This is a genomic window from Streptosporangium sp. NBC_01755 (assembly GCF_035917995.1).
Taxonomy (GTDB): domain Bacteria; phylum Actinomycetota; class Actinomycetes; order Streptosporangiales; family Streptosporangiaceae; genus Streptosporangium.
Genome location: NZ_CP109131.1, coordinates 4,030,279 through 4,050,355, shown reverse-complemented (window position 1 = coordinate 4,050,355; position 20,077 = coordinate 4,030,279). Strand labels below are relative to the sequence as shown.

Below are 20,077 nucleotides of genomic sequence, written 5' to 3'. Positions count from 1 at the left end.
CAACAGAAGGGCTAGCTGTGAAGGAACGTGATCCACAAGAGCAGTTAATTCACCTGGTGCGGCTGGGCTGGGACCTGCGGGGCCTGGGGGTGGGCACCTCGCTGGTGTTGCCCCAGGTGGGGCAGCCGGTGCTGGAGATCATGTCCGGGGGTGAGACCCGGGTCCGGATCACCGTCATCCGTCGCGCCTGCGGCTGGGTGTTCGTCTGGCGGCCCTGGTGGGCCAGGGTGTGGCGGCCGGGCGAAGGGGTCTGGGCCGGGGCCGACAACGCCGCCGACGTCATCGTCTCGGCGGCGATCGCATGAACGCGCACCGGCAGACCGCCTGCCGCTACGAACGACAGCGAGCGACCGCGGGACGCTGGGCCGTGCTGCACCCGCTGGGCCACGCGGAGTTCGCGGGCCTGGCCTGCTCGGTCGCGACGGTCCGCGCCTGGGCACGAGACCTACTCACCGGCAGAGTTGCCGACACCACCCTCGACGACGTGGTGCTCCTGCTCAGCGAGGTCGTGACGAACTCCGTCGTCCACTCCGACTCCGGCCGCGCCGCCGGAGGATCGCTGACGGTCTGCCTGGGCCTGGGCGGCGGCATGGTGCACGCCGAGGTGATCGACGACGGCTCGGCGACCAGCCTCCCCTTCGTCCGCGCGACCGGTCTCGACAGCGACGGCGGACGCGGCCTGCTCCTGGTCGAGGCCATGGCCACCGCCTGGGGCACCCACCACGACCCCGAAGCAGGCACCGCCGTCTGGTTCCACCTCCCAACCACCGAAACCAACGGACCTGACGGACCCAGCTCCCTCTTCAGCTGACCCACCTGACCCACCTGACCGAAGCCCCTCTCCCGAGGCGTACCCCTCCCTCCGGTCACAGTGACGGTCCCTCCGGTCACAGTGACGGTCCCTCCGGTCACGGTGGTGGCCCGAGTCGCGGTGTGCCCCACCAGACGATCACCCCCGCCCTTGAGCCAAAAATCACGACGGACCTGATGAACTGCGGTGAGCCCCCTGCGCTCCTTCCCGCACCGGTGCTTCAGCTACGGTGCTGGAACCAGAACGACCCCCGTACGGATCGCTTCAGCGTCAAAGAGCCCGATGGGCGGCCCGTAGGAAAGCGGCTACGGCCCGCAGAGCGTACGGCGAAGCAAAGGGTGCGCGGAGGTGGGCGGGTGCTCCGGGCGGCTTATAAGAATCCGCAACCAGCGCGCCCGCCAGGCCGGAGGCCTGAACCCCCAGACCCGCCACCAACGACGGCCGCCCGGAGCACCCGCCCACCGGAGCGCGAACACACACCCGGCAGAGCAGCCGACCAACAAGGGAGCCCTGGCCATCCAGAACAACGGCCACCCGGGACACACACCCGGCAGAGCGAACCTGAACAGACCGCCCCGCTAACCGGAAACCTGGGCGGCGGCCTTGGCCGCGGCGGGAAGGGCTTCGGCGATGCGGGAGAGGGCCTCGTCGTCGTGGGCGGCGGACAGGAACCACGCCTCGTACGCCGACGGCGGCAGGTAGACGCCCTGGTCGAGCATCGAGTGGAAGAACGCCCGGTAGGCGGCGGTGTTCTGCCGCTGGGCGGTGTCGAAGTCGACGACCCGCTCTTCCGTGAAGAAGATGGAGAACAGGCTCCCGGCACGCTGCAGGCGGTGCGGCACCCCGGCGGCGGCCAGCGCGTCGGCGGCGGCGCGGCCGATGACCAGGGCCGCGGCGTCCACCCGGTCGTAGACCCCCTCGTCGCAGGCGCGCAGGGTGGCCAGGCCGGCGGCGCAGGCCAGCGGGTTTCCGGACAGGGTGCCCGCCTGGTAGACCGGCCCCTCGGGGGCGAGGTGGGCCATCACGTCGGCGCGACCGCCGAACGCGGCGGCGGGCAGGCCGCCGCCCATGACCTTGCCGAAGGTCATCAGGTCGGCGTCGACCGGGTCGAGCCCGTACCAGCCGGCCTCCGACACCCGGAAGCCGGTGAGCACCTCGTCGATGATCAGTAGGGCGCCGTGTGCGGTGCACAGTTCCCGCAGCTTGGCGTTGAACCCGTTCAGCGGCGGGACGACGCCCATGTTGGCCGGGCACGCCTCGGTGATCACGCACGCGACCTCGGCGCCGAACGCCTGGAACGCCTCGGTGACCGCCTCGATCGAGTTGTAGGGCAGCACCACGGTGTCGGCGGCCGAGGCGCCGGTCACGCCGGGGGTGTCGGGCAGGCCGAAGGTCACCAGCCCGGAACCGGCCGAGGCGAGCAGGGCGTCGACATGGCCGTGGTAACAACCGGCGAACTTGATGATCTTGGACCGGCCGGTGAAGCCGCGTGCCAGCCGCACGGCGGACATGGTGGCCTCGGTACCGGAGCTGACCAGGCGGATCTTCTCCACCGGGTCGACCCTGTCGACGATCTCCTCGGCGAGCTCGACCTCGCCGGCTGTCGCCGTACCGAACGAGGTGCCGTCGCGCAGCGCCTCCTGCAGAGCCTCGATCACGGCCGGGTGCCGGTGGCCGAGGATCATCGGCCCCCACGAGCAGACCAGGTCGACGTAGCGGTTGCCGTCCACGTCGGTGATGTAGGGCCCCTGCCCCGAGGCCATGAAGCGCGGCGTGCCGCCGACGGCTCCGAAGGCGCGGACCGGGGAGTTGACACCTCCCGGGACGATCTCACGTGCGCGGGCGAACAGGTCCTCGGAGTTCTCAGTACGGCTCACGCCCACAAGGGTAGTCACCGCGGGGCGAGCCCCCGCCTGCGGCGTTCCCCCTGAGGGAAGGCCTCTCCGGGTTCCAGGCCGCGCGTTCACGCCCCCTGAGGGACGGGCTGCCCGACCCTTCCCCGCCAAACACACCCTCGAACCAGTAAGGCCCAGAAAATTCACTCCAGAACGGGACATCTGCCCCGGGACAGCGGGACATCGTGTGGGAGATCCTTCCCTCATGGCAGTCACGACGCCCCCCGCACAGCCGCCCGCCGCCCGGCCGCCCGGCGTCCAGGCCGTGCTCAACGGTGTCCTGGTCTACGGCGCGCTGGCGCTGGTCACCGGTGGGATCTACTCCGGGCTGACCTGGCTGACCGGCACGCTGTCCGGCGGGGAGGACCCGGTGGCCGGGCTCGTCGCGGCACTGATCGTGGGCGCGGTCTTCCGCCCGGCACGGCTGCGCCTGCAGCGTGCCGTGGACCGGCTGCTCCAGGTCGAGCGTGACCCCTACCGGGTGGCCGACCGGCTGAGCCGCACCCTGCAGGAGGCCGTCGACCCCGCCGAGGGGCTGGCCACCGCCGTAGTGCTGGTCCGCCAGGCGCTGCACGCCGACGGCGTGGCCGTCGAGGTCCACGGCGGGACCGTCGTCGACGGCGAGCTGGGGGAACGGCCGGTCGAGACTCCACTGGTCTGGCATGGGGAACCGGTCGGACGGCTGCTCAGCAGCGGTCCCGCCACCTCTTTGGACCTGCTGAACGTGCTGGCCAGGCACCTGGCCGAGCTGGCGCACGCCGTACGGCTCACCGCGGACCTTCGGCGGTCCAGAGAGCACATCCTCACCACCCGGGAGGAGGAACGGCGCAGGCTCCGCCGCGACCTGCACGACGGGCTGGGGCCGACGCTGGCCAGCCTGGCAATGACCGTGGACGAGGCCAGGCTCCGGCTGGAGCGGGATCCCGAGGCCGTGGAGGGGCTGCTGGTCCGCGTGCGTGACCAGATGGGCACCGCGATCGTCGACGTCAGGGACCTGGTGTACGGCCTGCGCCCGCCCGCGCTGAAAAACCTCGGCCTGGCCGGCTCGCTGCGCTCGCTGGCCGACGCGCCGGGACCCCGGGTGGACGTCGCGCTGGTCGGCCCGCTGGGCGACGTGCCCCCGGCCGTGGAGGTGGCGGCCTACCGGATCGCCCAGGAGGCGCTCACCAACGTCCGCCGCCACGCCCAGGCCACCACCGCCCTCGTACGAGCCGAGGTGGTACGAGCCGAGGGCGAGCACATCGAGCCCGCGGGCACCGGCGGCGGGCCCGGCGGCATGGCAGACGATGCGGCGGCGGGCGGCGAGTTGCGGCTCTCGGTCGCCGACGACGGGATCGGCCTGCCGGAAAAGGTCCGCGGCGGTGTGGGCCTGCTCTCCATGCGTGAGCGGGCGGCGGAGACGGGTGGCTCGTGCACGATCGGGCCGCGTCCGGGCGGCGGCACCGAGGTCGTCGCCCGGCTGCCCCTCGGAACAGACCCGGCACGACCTCCCCCGCGAGCAGAAGCACCGCTATCTCCTCCGGAAACGGAGTCGGTCCGCCCTCCTCCACGGACGAAGACTCCATGACCTCACCCACGGACAACGGAGCCGGCATGACCTCCCCCGCGACCGCAAGCGCCGTGCCCACCTGCATGGACGAGGACTCCACGACCTCGTCCGTGACCGGAGGCCCTGCGGAGGATCGGCGGCGAAGGGCGTTGGCCGTTCTCGTCTGGACCGGTGCGGTGCTGGCGCCGGTCTGCAACCTCCTGGCGATCTGGCTGGCCGAGCTGAGCGCCTCGACCTGGCGTGAGCCCTTCATCACCCTGGACCCGACGGTCATCCTGTTCCCGGCGGCCGGCGCGTTCCTCATCACGCGCCGGCCCCGGCTGCTCGTCCCCTGGCTGCTCTGGGCCAGCGGAGTGGTCGGCGGCCTCTACTACCTGATCTACAGCGCCGCCCACTGGTTCTACCTCACCGACCCCGGAGGGATCACCCCTTACCTGGCGTGGCTGGCGCTCTGGCTGTGGCTGTGGCACGTTCCGGTGTTCATCTCGCTGCTGCCGCTGCTCTTCCCCGACGGCCGGCTGCCCTCCCGGCGCTGGCGGCCGATCCTGTACGCCAACCTGGTCCTCATGGTCGGGCACTCGCTGTTCCTGGGACTGGCCCCGGATCCCGAGTTCGAGAGCCAGCTCCCGGTCGCGAACCCCTTCGGCGTCGAGGCGCTGCGTGAGATCTCACCGGCCGTGGAGTCGTACATCGGCGCCCCGATGATGGCGCTCACCGCGCTCGGCGTGCTCTCACTGGTCTTCCGCTACCAGGCGGGCGACACCGAGCTCCGGCGCCAGGTCGCCTGGTACGTCGGCGCGCTGGTGGTGCTCCTGGCCTCCTGGATCCTCCGGGTGGCGACCGGCTCCTGGTTGCTGATGGCCACGGAGACCCTCTTCATGGCCGGAGTGCCCCTGTCGATCATCGCGGCGGTGCTGCGCTACCGCCTCTACGGCATCGACGTCGTGCTCAACCGGGCGCTGGTCTACGGCTCCCTCGTCGCGGTCACCGGAGGTGTCTACTTCGGGCTGATCTGGCTGGCCGGCGCCCTGGCCAGCGACCTGGGCCAGGGCATCGGGCTGATCTCGGCGCTGGCCGTGGGCGGGGTCTTCCACCCGGCGCGGCTACGCCTGCAGCGGTTGGTGGACCGGGTCTTCGCCGTCGAACGTGACCCCTACCGGGTCGTCGGCCTGCTCGGCCGTACCGGGCAGGGGGCGCAGGATCCGGCGGCGGCCCTCAGCGAGGCCGTGGTCGCGATCCGCGGGGCGCTGGGAGCCGGCGGGGTCGGCGTCGAGGTCCGCACGGGACGGGGCGGGGCGACGCGCGTGTTCACCGACGGGGAGCTTCGGCCCGGGGCGCAGGAGGTGCCGCTGTTCTGGCACGCGGAGCGGGTCGGAACCCTGCTGGTGGCGGGGGCCCGGCCGGGCCGCGAGCCGATGGAGGTCCTCGCCAGGCACCTCGCCGAGCTGGCACACGCCGTACGGCTCACCGCCGACCTGCACCGCTCCCGGGAACGCATCCGGTCCACCCGCGACGAGGAACGCCGCAGGCTGGGCAGGGAGCTGCACGACGGGCTCGGCCCGGCACTGACCAGTGTCACCTTCGCCCTCGACGAGGCACGGAGAAGGCTCGACACCGACCCGCGGGCCGTCGAGAAGCTGCTGGTCCGTGTCCGCGAGGAGATGATCGCGACGATCGCGTCGGTCCGCGAGCTGGTGTACGGCCTGCGCCCGCCCGCACTGGACGACCTGGGCCTGGAGGGCGCGCTGCGGGTGGCGGCCGGGGAGACCGCGGTGACCGTGGACGGCCCGCTGGACGACCTGCCCGCGGCCGTCGAGGTCGCCGCCTACCGCATCGCCCAGGAGGCGCTCACCAACACCCGCCGCCACGCCGGCGCGGCCACCGTCCTCATCCGGCTGCGCCGCCTGCCTGGCGAGCTGCGCGTGGAGGTCGCCGACGACGGGGTCGGCCTGCCCGAGAATCCGGTCGCGGGCGTCGGGCTGACCTCGATGCGCGAGCGGGCGGCCGAGGTGGGAGGCTCATGTGTGATCGGCCCTCGGCCGGGCGGCGGCACGGAGGTAATCGCCAGGTTGCCGGCGGAGGAGACCGAATGATCACCGTACTGATCGTGGACGACCACCCGGTCTTCCGGCAGGGTCTCCGCGGCCTGCTCTCGGTCATGGACATCGAGGTCGTCGGGGAGGCCTCCAACGGTCAGGAGGCCGTGGCGCTGGCCGCCGAACTCCAGCCCGACGTGGTCGTGATGGACCTGCAGATGCCAGGCGGCAACGGCATCGAGGCGACCAGGACGATCATCAGGACCAGCCCTCGGATCGGGGTGCTGGTGCTGACCATGTTCCGTGACGACGACTCGGTCTTCGCCGCCATGCGCGCCGGAGCGCGCGGTTACCTGCTCAAGGAGGCCGGTGCCGAGGAGATCGGCCGCGCCGTGCACGCCGTCGCCGCGGGCGAGGCCATCTACGGTCCCGAGATCGCCCGCCGCGTCCTGGCCTACTTCACCGGCATACCCGATCCGTCACGCAGCGTCTTCCCCGAGCTCACCGAGCGGGAGCGGGAGGTGCTCGGGCTGGTCGCCCAGGGCAAGGGCAACAACGAGATCGCCGGGATCCTCTTCCTGTCCGGCAAGACCGTGCGCAACCACGTCTCCAACATCTTCATGAAGCTCCAGGTGGCCGACCGCGCCCAGGCGATCGTCCGCGCCCGCGAGGCCGGCCTGGGCGGCTCCCCCTAGGGCGGTGACCACGAGCCTTTACCAGGCGTCCCGGACGCGGGGCGCGACTCAGTCGCAGGTGTCGGCGAGCTGGTCGAGGACGCGGAGCGGGTCCGGCAGCGGGCGGCCGTCCGGCGGGCGCAGCCACGAGCTGTGCCCGCCGCTGGGCAGGAGCGAGGGCGGGGCGAGAACGTAGCTGTCGCGGCAGTGCCAGCGCAGGCCGGGCATCTCGTCGATGGTGGACGGGCCGAAGTCCAGGGCGCAGGACCACCACTCGTCCTCGTCGTCGGAGGCGTTGCGGGTGGCCACATAGAACAGGGCCCGGTCGCCGTTTACGGCGACCGGGCCCGAGGCGGCTCCGGTGGAGTCCATGTTCGCGAGGGCGGTGTGCCCCGCGGCGAGCGGTACGTCGAACACGTCGAACACCCGCCCCGTGGGGAGGATCACATTCGCCTCGGGTTCGTACCGCCACCAGTTGGTGAGGAGGGTGGGGTCGGTGGTGGCCTGCATCTGCCAGGCAGGCGAGAGCGGGTGGGATCCCGGGTCGGGACAGCCGACGCGGTCGCAGGAGCAGGAGCGCGAACCGCCTTTCAGTGGCCGCGCGCCGGGACAACTCGCCCAGCCCAGCGCGGCGTACTCCAGCACAGAACTGATCATCTGCTTCGGATGGCCATGTCGCCTGTTTCGACGAACCATCGGTACCCCGACCATTGTGTCCTCCGTCGTCCGCGCATCCCGCGTACCACCCGGATGCGACGACCTGTCCACACTCTGGTCAGTGGGAACGTCAAACCCCCCAGGGTCTACGCCACCTGGGACACATCCGCACCGGTTATCGCACTCTAACGCACACGTATCCCCGCCAAGTGACGAACCTCCAGTTCTCGGTACGTGCCGTCGATCTCATCTCAGCTTCGCGGCGACCTCGGTCGCCCAGTAAGTGAGGATCATGTCGGCCCCCGCCCTGCGGATCGCGACCAGCGACTCCATGATCGTCCGATCCCGGTCGATCCAGCCGTTCGCGGCGGCGGCCTCGACCATGGCGTACTCGCCGCTGACCTGGTACGCCGCCACCGGCACGTCCACGGCGTCGCGCACCTGGCGCAGGATGTCGAGATAGGCCAGGGCGGGCTTGACCATGACGGCGTCGGCGCCCTCGTCGAGATCCAGGCGCACCTCGCGCAGCGCCTCCCCGACCGGTCCCGCCGCGTCCTGCTGGTAGGCGTTGCGGTCGCCGAACCGCGGAGCGCACTCGGCCGCCTCGCGGAACGGGCCGTAGAACGCCGAGGCGTACTTGGCCGAGTACGCGAGGATCGGGACCTGCTCGAAGCCGTCGCCGTCCAGCGCGGCCCTGATCGCCGCGACCTGGCCGTCCATCATGCCGCTCGGTGCGATCACCTGCGATCCGGCCCGTGCCTGGGCCACCGCCGCGGCCGCGTAGCGCTCCAGGGTGGCGTCGTTGTCGACCTCCCCCTCCCCGGTCAGGATGCCGCAGTGCCCGTGGTCGGTGAACTCGTCCAGGCAGGTGTCGGTCATCACGACCAGCGTGTCGCCCACGTCTGCGACCAGATCGGCGACGGCTCGCTGGACGATCCCCTCCGGGTCGTCGGCCGCCGACCCCCGGCCGTCCTTCACCGCGGGGATGCCGAACAGGATCAGCCCGCCCACCCCTGCCTCGGCCGCCTCGTGGGCGGCCTTGCGCAGCGAGTCACGGGTGTGCTGAAACACCCCCGGCATCGAGCCGATCGGGTTCGGCTGGTCGATGTCCTCCTTCACGAACATCGGCAGCACCAGTTCCGCCGGGTGCAGCCGGGTACCGGCCACCATCCGGCGCATCGGTGCCGTGCGGCGGAGCCTTCGCGGGCGTGCGACAGGGAACTGGGCCGTCATGTCTCCCCCTCCCCCCGGCCGGTCGGGGACTGCGGGCCGGAGGAGCTCGATGTGTGTTCCGGCCCGCCGCCTGCCGGGGCGCCGCCGGTCACGGCCCGGCGCGCTCGCGCGAGACCGTCGAACACGGTCTGCCCGCCCTTTTCGCGCGGGCAGCCGCCGTATTCAAGGTTACTTTGCGCGGCGCCGGGCCCCTCTTCGGGTCTGCGAGGGCCTGCGGGGGACGTCCCCCGCCATGACCGCGGCCTGCCGCTGCTTGGCACCGTACTCCGCCAGCGCCGCCGCGAGGGCGGAAGTCGAGGGTTTGTCGGCCATGACGTCGACCCTGAGCCCGAATTCCTCCGCCGTCTTCGCGGTCTGCGGACCGATCACGGCGATGACCGTGACGTTGTGCGGCTTGCCCGCGATGCCGACCAGGTTGCGGACGGTGCTCGACGAGGTGAACAGCACCGCGTCGAACCCGCCGCCCTTGATGGCCTCGCGGGTGGGGGCGGGCGGCGGCGCGGCGCGGACGGTCCGGTAGGCCGTCACGTCGTCGCACTCCCAGCCGAGCTCGATCAGTCCGGCCACCAGCGTCTCGGTCGCGATGTCGGCACGCGGCAGCAGCACCCGGTTGATCGGGTCGAGCATCGAGTCGTACGGGGGCCACTCGACCAGCAGCCCCTCCGACGACTGCTCGCCGGACGGCATCAGGTCGGGCCTGACGCCGAACTCCACCAGTGCCCGCGCGGTGCTCTCGCCCACGGCCGCGACCTTGAGCCCGGCGAACGCGCGGGCGTCCAGGCCATACTCCTCGAACTTCTCGCGCACCGCCTTGACCGCGTTCGCGCTGGTGAAAGCCACCCACTCGTAGCGCCCCGTGACCAGGCCCTTGATTGCCCGATCCATCTGCTGCGGGGTGCGCGGCGGCTCGACGGAGATCGTGGGGACCTCCTCGGGCACCGCGCCGTACGAACGCAACTGATCGACCAGAGCGGCCGACTGCTCCTTGGTCCTGGGCACGAGCACCCGCCAGCCGAACAGCGGCTTGGTCTCGAACCACGACAGCCGGTCGCGCATGCCGACGGCCTCGCCGACCACGATCAGCGCGGGCTCGACCATCCCGGCGTGCTTGAGATCGGGCGCGATCCGGCCCAGCGTGGTCACCACGGTGTGCTGCTCGGTAGTGGTGCCCGCGCTGCTGATCGCCACCGGCGTCGAGTCCGGACGGCCCGCCGCGATCAACGCCTTGCCGATCGAGACGGCCTCGGCGACGCCGTTGTAGATCACCAGGGTGCCCGCTCCCGCGGCGTACCCGGACCAGTCGTTGATCTGGGTCGCGTCCACGACCCGGAACTCGGGCACCGATACCGCGGCCGGTATCCCGGCATAAGTGAGCACCGCCGTGGCCGGGGGCACGCCGGGCACGATCTCGAAGTCCACCTCCGCCTTGGCACAGGCCGCCACCTCAGCGGTGATCGAGGAGAAGAACATGGGGTCGCCCGCGCACAACCGCACGACACAGCTGCCACCCTTGGCTGCCTTGACGGCCTTCAGCGAGACGGCGCCCTCCTCTGCCACACCGATGATCTCGACGCCCTCACGACAGTGGCGTAGCAATGAGCCGTACGCCTCCTGGTCGAGGATGACGATGTCCGCTCTGGAGAGCAGATCGGCACCGCGTAGCGTGAGCAACCCCTCATCGCCGGGACCCGCGCCGACAAAGGCGACGAACCCGGACGGACGCTCGAAGGTGGTACTTCCGGAGCTCAATGTGCTTGCTCCCCTATCAACGTGCCGGCCCCTTCGGCGATCATCTCGGCCGCGAGGTCGCGGCCGAGATCCATGGGCGCAGAAGAGCTGCCGACGGCGGACTTGCGCACCGCCCGCCTGCCGTCGACGGCGACGGCGGCGGCGGTCAAAATCAGATCGTGCCCGTGCTCGGCCGCGTACGTGCCCAGCGGGGCGGCACACCCGGCCTCCAGGGTATTGAGCACCGCGCGCTCGGCGGTGACCTCGGCGCGAGTGCGCGCATCGTCGAGCACGCTCAGCAACTCGACCATATCCGCCCTGTCGGAGCGGCACTCCACGGCCAGTGCTCCCTGCCCGGGAGCGGGCAGCATCTCCTCGACCTCGAAGATCTGGGAGATCTCGGCCTCGCGGCCCAGCCTGCCGAGCCCGGCGGCGGCGAGCACGACCCCCTGTAGCTCGCCCGAGGTCACCTTGGCGATCCGGGTCTCGGCGTTGCCTCGGATGGGAACATAGTCGAGGTCCGGACGGATCATCCTAAGCTGGGCGATCCGGCGCGGGGAGCCCGTGCCGATCTTCGCACCGGATGGCAGGTCGGCCAGCTTGGTGACGCTCACCAGGGCGTCCCTGGGGTCGTCACGCGGCGGGATCGCCGCGATGACCACCCGCGGGTCGGGTGTGGTGGGCAGGTCCTTCAGCGAGTGAACCGCGAAGTCGATCTCGCCTTCGATCAGCTTGTCACGCAGCGCGCTGACGAAGACGCCCGTGCCGCCGAGCTGCGTGAGATCGCCCTTGGTCACGTCGCCCAGGGTGACGACGCCGACGAGCTCGACGGCCCTCCCGGTCAACTCGGTGAGGCGGGTGGCGACCAGGCCCGACTGCGTGGTCGCCATGACGCTCCGCCTCGTTCCCAGCCGGAGCGGAGGAGAAACGCTGCTCACAAGCCTGCCTCCTTCTTGCTCGGCTCGGTGTTCTTACCCGGCTCGACGTCGATCGTCTCGATGCGCCGCACCGCTTCGGGCACCTTCGGGTCAAGATTGAACAGCTCGCGGAGTGCTTCCGCATAATGATCGCCCGCCGGAGACTCCGCCAGCTGCTTGACACGCACGGTGGGCTCGTGGAGCAGCTTGTCGACCACGCGCCTGAGCGTCTGGGTGACCTCGGCCCTGATGCGTCCGTCGAGTTCGGGAACCCGGGCGGCGAACCGCTCAAGCTCCGTCTCGACCACCTGCGCCGCCTTGCTCCGCAACGCCACCACCGTCGGCGTGACGCGCGCGGCGCGTTCGGCCGACAGGTAGGCGGCGACCTCCTCGGCGACGATGTCGCGCACGGCGGTGACCGCCTCGGCTCGACCACCGTCGTCGGTGCCGGCGTCGGCCCCGCTCTCCTGCATGGACTCCAGGTCGACCAGCGTCACACCGGGCAGCCGCCGTACGGCGAGGTCGACGTCGTGCGGCAGGGCCAGGTCCAGTATGAACATCTGGTGGGGGGTCACCATGTCGGCCGTGATGACCACGTCGGCGGCGCCGGTGCAGGAGATGACCAGGTCGACCCCTGCCATCTCCCTCTCCAGGTCGCCGAACTCGGCGGCCCGGCCGCCGACCGTCTGCGCCAGCCGCACCGCACGGTCGTGGGTCCGGTTGACCACCACGATGTCGGTGAGGCCCGCCCGCTGCAGGGTCGCGGCCGACAGGGCGCTCATCGAGCCCGCGCCGACCACCAGGGCCCGCTTCTCGGCGAGAGGGCCGAGGACTCGCTCGGCGAGCGTGAGCCCGACCCCGACGAGGGAGGCGCCGGCCCGGTCGATGCCGGTCTCGGTGTGGGAGCGCTTGCCCACCCGCAGTGACTGCTGGACGAGCTCGTTGAGCGTCGGGCCGAGCGTGCCCTCCTCCTGGGCGAGCCTGAGCGCCGAACGCACCTGACCGAGGATCTGCCCCTCGCCCAGGACCATCGAGTCGAGGCCCGAGCCGACCGAGAACAGGTGCTCGATCGCGCGGTCCTCGTAGTGCACGTAGAGATGGGCGGCCAGCTCGTCCATCGGGACGCCGGAATGGGTGCTGAGCAGCCAGGAGATCGACGTCACCGCGGCGTGGAACCGGTCGACCTCGACGTAGACCTCGACCCGGTTGCAGGTCGAGACGACCATGGCCTCGGTGACGTGGACGTCCCGCTGAACGTCCTGGAGCAGCTTCACCAGCGAGTCACCGGAGACGGAGACCCGTTCCAGCAGGGCCACCGGGGCCGTGCGGTGGCTCAGGCCGACGACGAGAACGCTCATCGGCCCTCCACCGCCTTTCCCGAGAGGGCACGGTCCGCCCTCGTCGTCTCCGCGTTCGTCATACGTGTCATAGTGATCATGCTCGTCTTGGTCGCCCGGGAAAGCCGGAAGAGTGCGTGCCCGTCGGCTCGTACGCGGTGCTTCTTCACAGGTCCACCGCCTCGGGCCACTCCTCGGCCATCGCGGGCCCCCCAGTCATCCGATCCGTCTTGCGTTGCTCGTGGAACGCAAGGATCTGTAGTTCAATCGATAGGTCGACTTTACGGATGTCGACACCTTCTGGAACAGAAAGTACAACGGGGGCAAAGTTCAGGATGCTGGTGACCCCCACGGCAACGACCCGGTCGGCCACCTGCTGGGCCGCCACGGCCGGTGTCGCAAGCACCACGATCGACACTCCTCGCCGCCTTATCACGGCTTCCAACTCGTCGATGTGCTCCACATTCAATCCCGCGATGTGGTCGCCCACCACTTCGGGGTCCGCGTCGAGCAGCGCCGCGACCCTGAATCCCCGGGAGACGAACCCGCCGTAGTTGGCGAGCGCACGACCGAGGTTACCCACTCCGACGATGGCAACGGCCCAGTCCTGGGTGAGGCCCAGCTCGCGGGAGATCTGATAGATCAGATATTCGACGTCGTAGCCGACCCCGCGGGTGCCGTACGACCCGAGGTGGGAGAGGTCCTTGCGGAGCTTGGCGGAGTTGACGCCGGCCGCGGCGGCCAGGTCCTCCGAGCTCACGGTCGCCAGGCCACGCTCGGCCATGCCGTTCAGCGCACGCAGATAGAGCGGCAGCCGGGCGACGGTCGCCTCGGGTATGCCGCGTTCGCGGGCTTGGGACATACGGCGGATCACGTGCCGGAGCTCCAGGGGGACAGGCGACCGGCGCGGCCCGGACGCGACGGATGACGAGGTGAGGCCACTGTCATTCAGGTTAGTCCTTTTGTGAACCGGTGCACAAAGTGAGTGTTCACAATCTTGACCAAACCCCCCACCGGTTCGTGGCACACCCCCCTCATCAGGGCCCTGACCTGGGCATCCGGCAGGTCTCCGCACGACCGTCACCGGGTCCCATCCGCTCGCGACGCAGGCCCGCACGGCGCCGTGACTCGGCTACCGTGGCGGTCATGTCACCCCGAGACCATCGCGTCACCCTGCTCGGCAAGCCCGGTTGTCACCTGTGCGACGACGCACGGGCGGTGATCGAACGGGTCACCGCCGAGCTCGGCGTCCCGTGGGAGGAACGCGATATCACGGCCTCCGAAGAGGACCAGGCCCGCTACTGGGAGATGATCCCGGTCACCTTCGTCGACGGCGTGCAGCACGACTTCTGGCGTGTCGACGAGCACCGCCTCCGCGCCGCCCTCGGCGCCTGAGACGTTTCACATGATCCGGCGCGCGGACGACCACCGCCCGCGCGCCGCGTTCACGGCCTGAAGGCCGTCGGGAGCGGCATCACCTTCGCGGCGTTCATGGTGAGCTCGATGACGTTGGTGACGAGCACCATCGGCTGGCGCTCGGTGACGAAGCGCTCCGTATGCGACTGGCGCTGATGGTCGGTGTAGGCGACCTCGTCACGGTAGATCTCGTAGACGATGCGCTGGAGCGGCGCCGACTTCACCGAGTGGCAGGCGTAGATGAGCGTGTCCGGCTCGGATCGGCGTACCGCCTCGACGGTCTCCTCGGCGAGCCGGTCGAACCTCTCGCCGGTGCCGTCGAGGAGTGTGAAGACGGTCAGCATGCCGAAGATGCTCGGTGAGGGGCGGCCGGAGCCGCCCGGCAGGTCACCCAGGTTGCCCGGACCGCCCGGCAGGTCACCCGGGTTGCCCAGGCCGCCCAGGTTGCCCGGGCCGCCCGGATACATGGCACCGGCCCGGGGGGCTGCGCCGAAGGCCTGGTCATAGCCGAAGGGGCCCGCCTGGTCGTAGCCTCGGACACCCCCTCTCCCCTGGCTCTGGCCTTGCCACTGCCCCTGGCCCGGGGAGGGCGCGCCGCCGAAAGCCTGCTCGGCGGGCATGGGCTGGAGGCTGCCCGGGTGGCCGAACTCACCGGTGACCGGCCCCACGGGGTGGCCGAACTCACCGGTGACCGGCCCCACGGGGTGGCCGAACTCACCGGTGACCGGCCCCACGGGGTGGCCGAACTCACCGGTGACCGGGCCGGACTGCCTGCCGGAACCGGAAGCCCCGTGCCTTCCGAACTCGTGGGCCGGGATGTCGTACTCGCCGGTCGCCGGGCCTGAGGGCGACATGCCGAACTGACCGGTGACCGGAGGCTGCCCCCCGGGAGCACCGCCCCGTCTGCCGGGGTCGGCACCGGACGGCTGGCCGGGGGCCGGCATGCCGTACTCACCCGCCATGAACATCCCGGTGGCGGGTCCGCCGAACCTGTCGTCGTGCTGGAAGGGCTGCTGCCCCATGCGCGCCGCGTAGTCGACGTCCTGGTCGCCCGCGCGGTACTCGGCGACGAGGTCGCCGAGCCCGGAGCGGCGGGGAGGCTCCTCGGCCAGGGCTCGGCCGCCGGGGGCCTCCTGGGACATCCTGTGTCCGGCGACCTGCACGTCGCGGGGCTGGTACTCGGGGGGCCGGAGTGTCGGGAGGCGGTTCTCCCAGTCGTCGTCCGCAGCCTTCTCCTCGTCGTCCTCGTAGGGCGCGAGCGGGCGGAGCATGGCGTACCAGACGGCGGCGGCGGTGACGAAGAGCAGCAGCGCGGTGAACATTCCGGGCACCGCGAAGCTGACGGCTCCCACCAGGGCGAGACCGGTGGGGCCGAGCACCAGGAGCGCGTGCATGTTGTCGGCGTCGTAGTCGTCGCCGCCGCGCCAGCGCACGACCGCGAGCAGCAGTCCGGCCAGCAGCACGATCGTGACGATCACGTGGACGACAAGCAGCAGGTATTCCGACGGCACGTCCCAGTGGCGGCTACCCAGCGGGAGGACCTTGGCGAAGTCCTTGTCCTGCAGGACCGGGTCGACCGCCAGGATCACCGTCGCGATCACAGTGAGTGCGATCCCCAGGAGCCATGAGGCGAACCTGGCCGCGCCCTTACGGGCCAGCAACTGGATGACTCCGACAGCCAGCCACAATGGCGCCAGCATGGATCCAGTCAGTTGATAAACACGAAATGTTCCTGCCCCGAACCCGGTTAGGTAGCCGACGGCGATTACTCCGAGTGAGACGGAGAGAGACGCCGTCGTGATGCTCCAGGCGATCAGCCAGCCCTTGGGCTCACTGCGAAGGCGGCTGATGAGAGCACCGGTGGCGATGACGGCGAGCAATGCACCGGCGAAGGCGATGACAGCGACGAGGACTTCCATGGTGTCTCCAATGCTGCCGGACATTACCCCCTAACCGGTAGCCGAACCCTCGGTCGGCTCCCGGAGTCGGCGTGAAACAACCGACCCCACACCATATCTGGCGATTACCCCCAGTCACGGCGCTTCGAAGTGGATTGTGGAATTACCGCTTGGTTTCCTAGAGTGATCAGGCACGCCGTACCCCCTTTTCCCCTCAGGGATACCGGATGCCTGAAACGTGGCCGCTCGCCGGGCACCTCCCCACGACCGTCGGGATGGCCCAGCCCGTCCGCAGTAGTGACCTCACTCTGCGTGAGGACGCCTCCGAAGAACTCCGGAGGCTCGTTTTGCGTGCCAAAACCGGAGACACGGATGCTTTTGGCACGCTCTATGATCGCTACCTCACCCTGGTCTACCGCTATGTCTATTTCCGGGTCGGCTCACACCCGCTGGCCGAGGATCTCACGAGCGAGACCTTTCTCCGCGCGCTCCGCCGGATCACTGACTTCACGTGGCAAGGGCGTGATTTCGGGGCCTGGCTCGTGACCATCGCGAGGAACCTGATCACCGATCACTTCAAGTCCGGCAGGTACCGTCTTGAGGTCACAACGGCCGAGGTGATCGACACCCCGCTCGACGGCCCGCACATCCCGGAGAACGCCGTCGTCATCTCGATGATCAGCGACCGGGTGCTCGGCGCCGTCCGTGACCTGGGCCCCGAGCAGCAGGAGTGCGTGGTGCTGCGTTTCCTGCACGGCATGTCGCTGGCGGAGACCGCGCTCATCATGGGCAAGAAGAGCGGCGCGATCAAGGCGCTGCAGTTCCGCGCGATCCGGTCCCTGGCCCGCGCGCTCCCCTCGGACCTGGGCTGACACCGCCTCCCTGCCTCGTCCGCACCCCTTCCCCCATCCCGAGACGCCCCGGGAGGCACCGGAAGCCTCCAGGAGACTCCGGGCAGACCCCGAGCCACCCCGGGGCACCCCGGAGACCCCGAGACACCCCAGGAGTGGGAGCCGACGGGGAGAATCCCCGGTCCGGCCGTGCCCGGAAGGATTGTTCACCATGCCGATGCCGGTGCAGCGCGTAACCTGGCGTGCGGAGTCGTCGTTAGGCAAGTGATACCGATGGATCATGAGCCGGGGGCGGCAGGGAGCGTTCATGGGGAAGTGGCTGCCTGGAATCTCGCGGAGATCGCAGGCTCACATCCAAAACCGCGTGTCGCGCCTCGGCAACCGCATGGCGGCCGTCCCCCATCCCGAGTTCCACGCCAGGCTCCGCGAGCAGCTCACGCAGGGGCCTCCCGGAGAGGACCTCTCGGAGCGGCCGCCGACCGGCCCACGGCACTCCCGGCGCAGGCCTGGTACGGGACTGTTCACCCAACTGCTAAGCGTCGCCCTGGTGGCCTCGATGGTCACCTCCGGCGTATGGACCTACCGGTCGATGCCCGGCGACACCTTCTACCCGCTCAAGCGCGCCGCCGAGAGGACCCTGTTCCACCTGAGCACCGACGACGCCGAACGCGCCGAACGCTCCTTCGGCTACGCGGAGACCCGTGCCCGCGAGGTCGAGAAGCTCCTGGGCGGCGAGCGCGAGTACATGATCGGAGAGACCCTCCAGGCAATGGAGGACACCACTCGCTCCGCGGTGACCTCCCTCAAACAGGTACGGCGCCGTGACGCCTCGAGCGCCAGGGAACTCAAGCGCTTCGTCCAGAAACAGCGCACCCAGATCAGCGGGATGCTCCCCAAGATGGACGCCGAGGACCAGCGCAAGGCCCACGTTTACCTCAACTACATCGACGGTCTGGCGCCGCCCGAATAGTCTGTTCCTTCGGAAGCCGTGCCGGTCCGGATCTCGGCTCGCGCGATGCCGTATGACACCGAGATGCCACATTTGGCTAACATCACGGCTACCGATCTCTCCCCCATGTCCCGGTTAAGCTGAGGTGCTATGAGGCGGCTACTACGACGACGGGGCGAAACGACGACGGCCGAGGAGAAAGCGGCCGGGGAGGTCGCGGCCGCAGCCGCCGTGGCGATGCCGATGGCCGAACCCGACCCGGTGGCCGCCGCCTTCTTCGACGTCGACAACACCATGATGCGCGGCGCGTCCATCTACCATTTCGCCCGGGGCCTCGCCTCCCGAGGCCTGTTCACCAGCAAGGACCTGTTCAGGTTCGCGCTCGGCCAGATGGTCTTCCGGGTCCGCGGCGACGAGAACCCCGCCCACATCGCAGAGGCCAGGGAGACCGCGCTGGCGTTTGTGGCGGGCAGCAAGGTCGAGGAGATCATCCGGCTGGGCGAGGAGATCTACGACGAGGTGATGGCCGACCGTATCTGGGCGGGCACCCGCGCCATCGCGCAGGCACACCTCGACGCCGGTCAGCGAGTCTGGCTGGTCACCGCGACCCCGGTGGAGCTGGCCCGCGTGATCGCCCAGCGCCTCGGCCTGACCGGTGCCCTCGGCACCGTCGCGGAGACCGAGAACGGCGTCTACACCGGCCGCCTGGTCGGCGACCTGCTCCACGGCCCCGCCAAGGCCGAGGCCGTCAGGGCTCTGGCCCGCAGGGAGGGGCTCGATCTGACCCGCTGCTCCGCCTACAGTGATTCGGCCAACGATCTGCCGTTGCTCTCCCTGGTCGGCCGCGCCACCGCGATCAACCCCGACGCCGAGTTGCGCGACTTCGCCAGGGAGAACGGCTGGGAGATAAAAGACTTCCGCACGGGGCGTAAGGCGACCTTGATCGGCCTGCCCATCGCGGCGGGCGCCGGGGCCCTCGCGGGGAGCGTCGCCGCCGCCATCGCCCTGCGCCGCCACTACCGTTCCGGCGACTGACCCGCGCGTCGCCCCGCCGCTCACAGGACGGCCTGGCCCGGCTCCGGTCAGCCTGCCGTACGAGCGACCGTGATCCGGTCCGGCAGCGCGGACGGTTCCCGTCGCGGGAAGTGCCGGCAGTGCCTCAGGAGAAGGGCGGGAAGGCGTGGCCACGCTGGAGCCGGAGTTCGTCCAGCTGCTGCTGGATGATCTCCCGGACCTGGTCGGTGAGGTTGAAGACCAGCATCGGGTCATCGGCGTCGGCCGGGTCGAACTCGTCGGTACGGATCGGCTCACCGAAGCCGATCATCCACTTGGACGGGAGCGGGACCAGCCCGAGGAGCCCGAACCAGGGGAACAGCGGCGTGATGGGCAGGTAGGGAAGACCTAGCGCCCTGGCCAGGAAACGCATATCGCCGATCTTGGGGTAGATCTCCTCGGCACCCACGATGGCGCAGGGAACGATCGGCACGCCCGCGCGGATGGCGGAGGCGACGAAGCCGCCCCGCCCGAAGCGCTGCAACCGGTAGCGGTCGGAGAACGGCTTGCCGACCCCCTTGAATCCCTCGGGAAAGACACCGACGAGCTCGCCCTTGCGGAGCAGCCGGTCGGCGTCCTCGCGGCAGGCGAGGGTGTGGCCGGTCTTGCGGGACAGGTGACCGAGCACCGGAAGCCGGTAGACCAGGTCGGCCCCCAGGAGCCGGAGCGCGCGGCGCGCGGGGTGGTCGTCGTGCAGGGCCACCTGAAGCATGAGCCCGTCGAGCGGGAGGGTGCCCGAGTGATTGGCCACGACCAGGGCACCGGAGTCATCGGGCACGTTGTGCAGGCCGACGGTCTCGGTGCGGAACCAGTGGCGGTACAGCGGGCGGATCAGCTCCAGCAGCACCCTGTCGGTGAGCTCCGGATCGAACCCGAACTCGTCGACCTCGTAGTCTCCGGTCACCCGGCGCCGTAGGAAGTCGAGCAGCTCGGCCGGCCTCTGATCGTCGCCTCCACCCGTCGGCACCCCGAGGAAAGGATCGTCCGACGCCTCATCGGAGACGCGGGCGCGGGTGATGGGGATGACGTCGGCCTCCCCGCTCTCATTCGCCGCCTCGCTCATTTCGCCACCG

18 protein-coding genes are annotated in these 20,077 nt (G+C 70.3%); 9 read left to right on the top strand and 9 right to left on the bottom strand.

Annotation, left to right across the window (positions count from 1 at the left end; translation table 11 throughout):
- Positions 1-17 precede the first annotated feature (17 nt).
- The gene (locus OG884_RS19410; protein ID WP_326646803.1) at positions 18-305 is read left to right on the top strand and encodes a hypothetical protein; all 288 of its coding nucleotides are present in this window, start codon (positions 18-20) and stop codon (positions 303-305) included.
- A complete protein-coding gene (locus tag OG884_RS19405; protein WP_326646802.1) occupies positions 302-811 on the top strand; it encodes an ATP-binding protein in 510 nt (169 codons plus the stop codon). The genes OG884_RS19410 and OG884_RS19405 overlap by 4 nt, the downstream gene beginning before the upstream one ends.
- A 578-nt stretch (positions 812-1,389) precedes the next feature.
- Here OG884_RS19405 and hemL read toward each other — a convergent pair.
- A complete protein-coding gene (gene hemL / locus OG884_RS19400; protein WP_326646801.1) occupies positions 1,390-2,688 on the bottom strand; it encodes a glutamate-1-semialdehyde 2,1-aminomutase in 1,299 nt (432 codons plus the stop codon).
- Positions 2,689-2,911: 223 nt separating this feature from the next.
- Here hemL and OG884_RS19395 point away from each other — a divergent pair, with 223 nt between their 5' ends.
- From OG884_RS19395 to OG884_RS19385, 3 genes are read left to right on the top strand one after another with little or no spacing between them, the layout of a single operon-like run.
- Positions 2,912-4,273 carry a sensor histidine kinase gene (locus tag OG884_RS19395; protein WP_326646800.1) on the top strand — a complete coding sequence of 454 codons (1,362 nt, stop codon included), beginning with the start codon at positions 2,912-2,914 and terminating at the stop codon, positions 4,271-4,273.
- Positions 4,274-4,299: 26 nt separating this feature from the next.
- Complete coding sequence (locus tag OG884_RS19390) at positions 4,300-6,348, top strand: sensor histidine kinase (protein ID WP_326646799.1); 2,049 nt, start codon at positions 4,300-4,302, stop codon at positions 6,346-6,348.
- Positions 6,345-6,986, top strand: coding sequence for a response regulator transcription factor (locus tag OG884_RS19385; RefSeq protein WP_326646798.1), 642 nt, complete (start codon positions 6,345-6,347; stop codon positions 6,984-6,986). The genes OG884_RS19390 and OG884_RS19385 overlap by 4 nt, the downstream gene beginning before the upstream one ends.
- Positions 6,987-7,034: 48 nt before the next feature.
- On the opposite strand, the gene OG884_RS19380 is transcribed toward OG884_RS19385, so the two are convergent.
- The 6 genes from OG884_RS19380 to OG884_RS19355 all read right to left on the bottom strand — a co-directional run bounded on the left by OG884_RS19380 (position 7,035) and on the right by OG884_RS19355 (position 13,699).
- On the bottom strand, positions 7,035-7,676 hold the full coding sequence (locus OG884_RS19380) for a bifunctional DNA primase/polymerase (RefSeq protein ID WP_326646797.1): 642 nt from the start codon (positions 7,674-7,676) through the stop codon (positions 7,035-7,037).
- A 192-nt stretch (positions 7,677-7,868) separates the two neighbouring features.
- Positions 7,869-8,855, bottom strand: a complete 987-nt coding sequence (gene hemB / locus OG884_RS19375) for a porphobilinogen synthase (RefSeq protein WP_326646796.1) — start codon at positions 8,853-8,855, stop codon at positions 7,869-7,871.
- Positions 8,856-9,023: 168 nt separating this feature from the next.
- Positions 9,024-10,604, bottom strand: a complete 1,581-nt coding sequence (locus OG884_RS19370; protein ID WP_326646794.1) for a bifunctional uroporphyrinogen-III C-methyltransferase/uroporphyrinogen-III synthase — start codon at positions 10,602-10,604, stop codon at positions 9,024-9,026.
- The gene (gene hemC, locus OG884_RS19365; RefSeq protein WP_326646793.1) at positions 10,601-11,521 is read right to left on the bottom strand and encodes a hydroxymethylbilane synthase; all 921 of its coding nucleotides are present in this window, start codon (positions 11,519-11,521) and stop codon (positions 10,601-10,603) included. The genes OG884_RS19370 and hemC overlap by 4 nt, the downstream gene beginning before the upstream one ends.
- Complete coding sequence (locus tag OG884_RS19360) at positions 11,518-12,858, bottom strand: glutamyl-tRNA reductase (RefSeq protein ID WP_326646792.1); 1,341 nt, start codon at positions 12,856-12,858, stop codon at positions 11,518-11,520. The genes hemC and OG884_RS19360 overlap by 4 nt, the downstream gene beginning before the upstream one ends.
- Before the next feature lie 145 nt (positions 12,859-13,003).
- Positions 13,004-13,699, bottom strand: a complete 696-nt coding sequence (locus OG884_RS19355; RefSeq protein ID WP_326828954.1) for a redox-sensing transcriptional repressor Rex — start codon at positions 13,697-13,699, stop codon at positions 13,004-13,006.
- Positions 13,700-13,983: 284 nt separating this feature from the next.
- On the opposite strand from OG884_RS19355, the gene OG884_RS19350 reads away from it, so the two are divergent.
- Positions 13,984-14,232, top strand: coding sequence for a glutaredoxin family protein (locus OG884_RS19350; RefSeq protein ID WP_326646790.1), 249 nt, complete (start codon positions 13,984-13,986; stop codon positions 14,230-14,232).
- Positions 14,233-14,282: 50 nt separating this feature from the next.
- On the opposite strand, the gene OG884_RS19345 is transcribed toward OG884_RS19350, so the two are convergent.
- Entirely contained in the window at positions 14,283-16,172 is a 1,890-nt protein-coding gene (locus tag OG884_RS19345) for a putative quinol monooxygenase (protein ID WP_326646789.1), read from the bottom strand.
- A gap of 206 nt (positions 16,173-16,378) precedes the next feature.
- On the opposite strand from OG884_RS19345, the gene OG884_RS19340 reads away from it, so the two are divergent.
- From OG884_RS19340 to OG884_RS19330, 3 genes are all read left to right on the top strand, one after another.
- Positions 16,379-17,023 carry a sigma-70 family RNA polymerase sigma factor gene (locus OG884_RS19340; protein WP_326646788.1) on the top strand — a complete coding sequence of 215 codons (645 nt, stop codon included), beginning with the start codon at positions 16,379-16,381 and terminating at the stop codon, positions 17,021-17,023.
- A 343-nt stretch (positions 17,024-17,366) separates the two neighbouring features.
- Positions 17,367-17,972: a DUF5667 domain-containing protein gene (locus tag OG884_RS19335; RefSeq protein WP_326646787.1), complete on the top strand. Its 606-nt coding sequence runs from the start codon at positions 17,367-17,369 to the stop codon at positions 17,970-17,972.
- Positions 17,973-18,101: 129 nt separating this feature from the next.
- Positions 18,102-18,986 carry an HAD family hydrolase gene (locus OG884_RS19330; protein WP_326646786.1) on the top strand — a complete coding sequence of 295 codons (885 nt, stop codon included), beginning with the start codon at positions 18,102-18,104 and terminating at the stop codon, positions 18,984-18,986.
- A 124-nt stretch (positions 18,987-19,110) separates the two neighbouring features.
- Here OG884_RS19330 and OG884_RS19325 read toward each other — a convergent pair whose 3' ends face one another.
- Positions 19,111-20,067: a lysophospholipid acyltransferase family protein gene (locus OG884_RS19325; RefSeq protein WP_326646785.1), complete on the bottom strand. Its 957-nt coding sequence runs from the start codon at positions 20,065-20,067 to the stop codon at positions 19,111-19,113.
- Between the last annotated feature and the right edge of the window lie 10 nt (positions 20,068-20,077).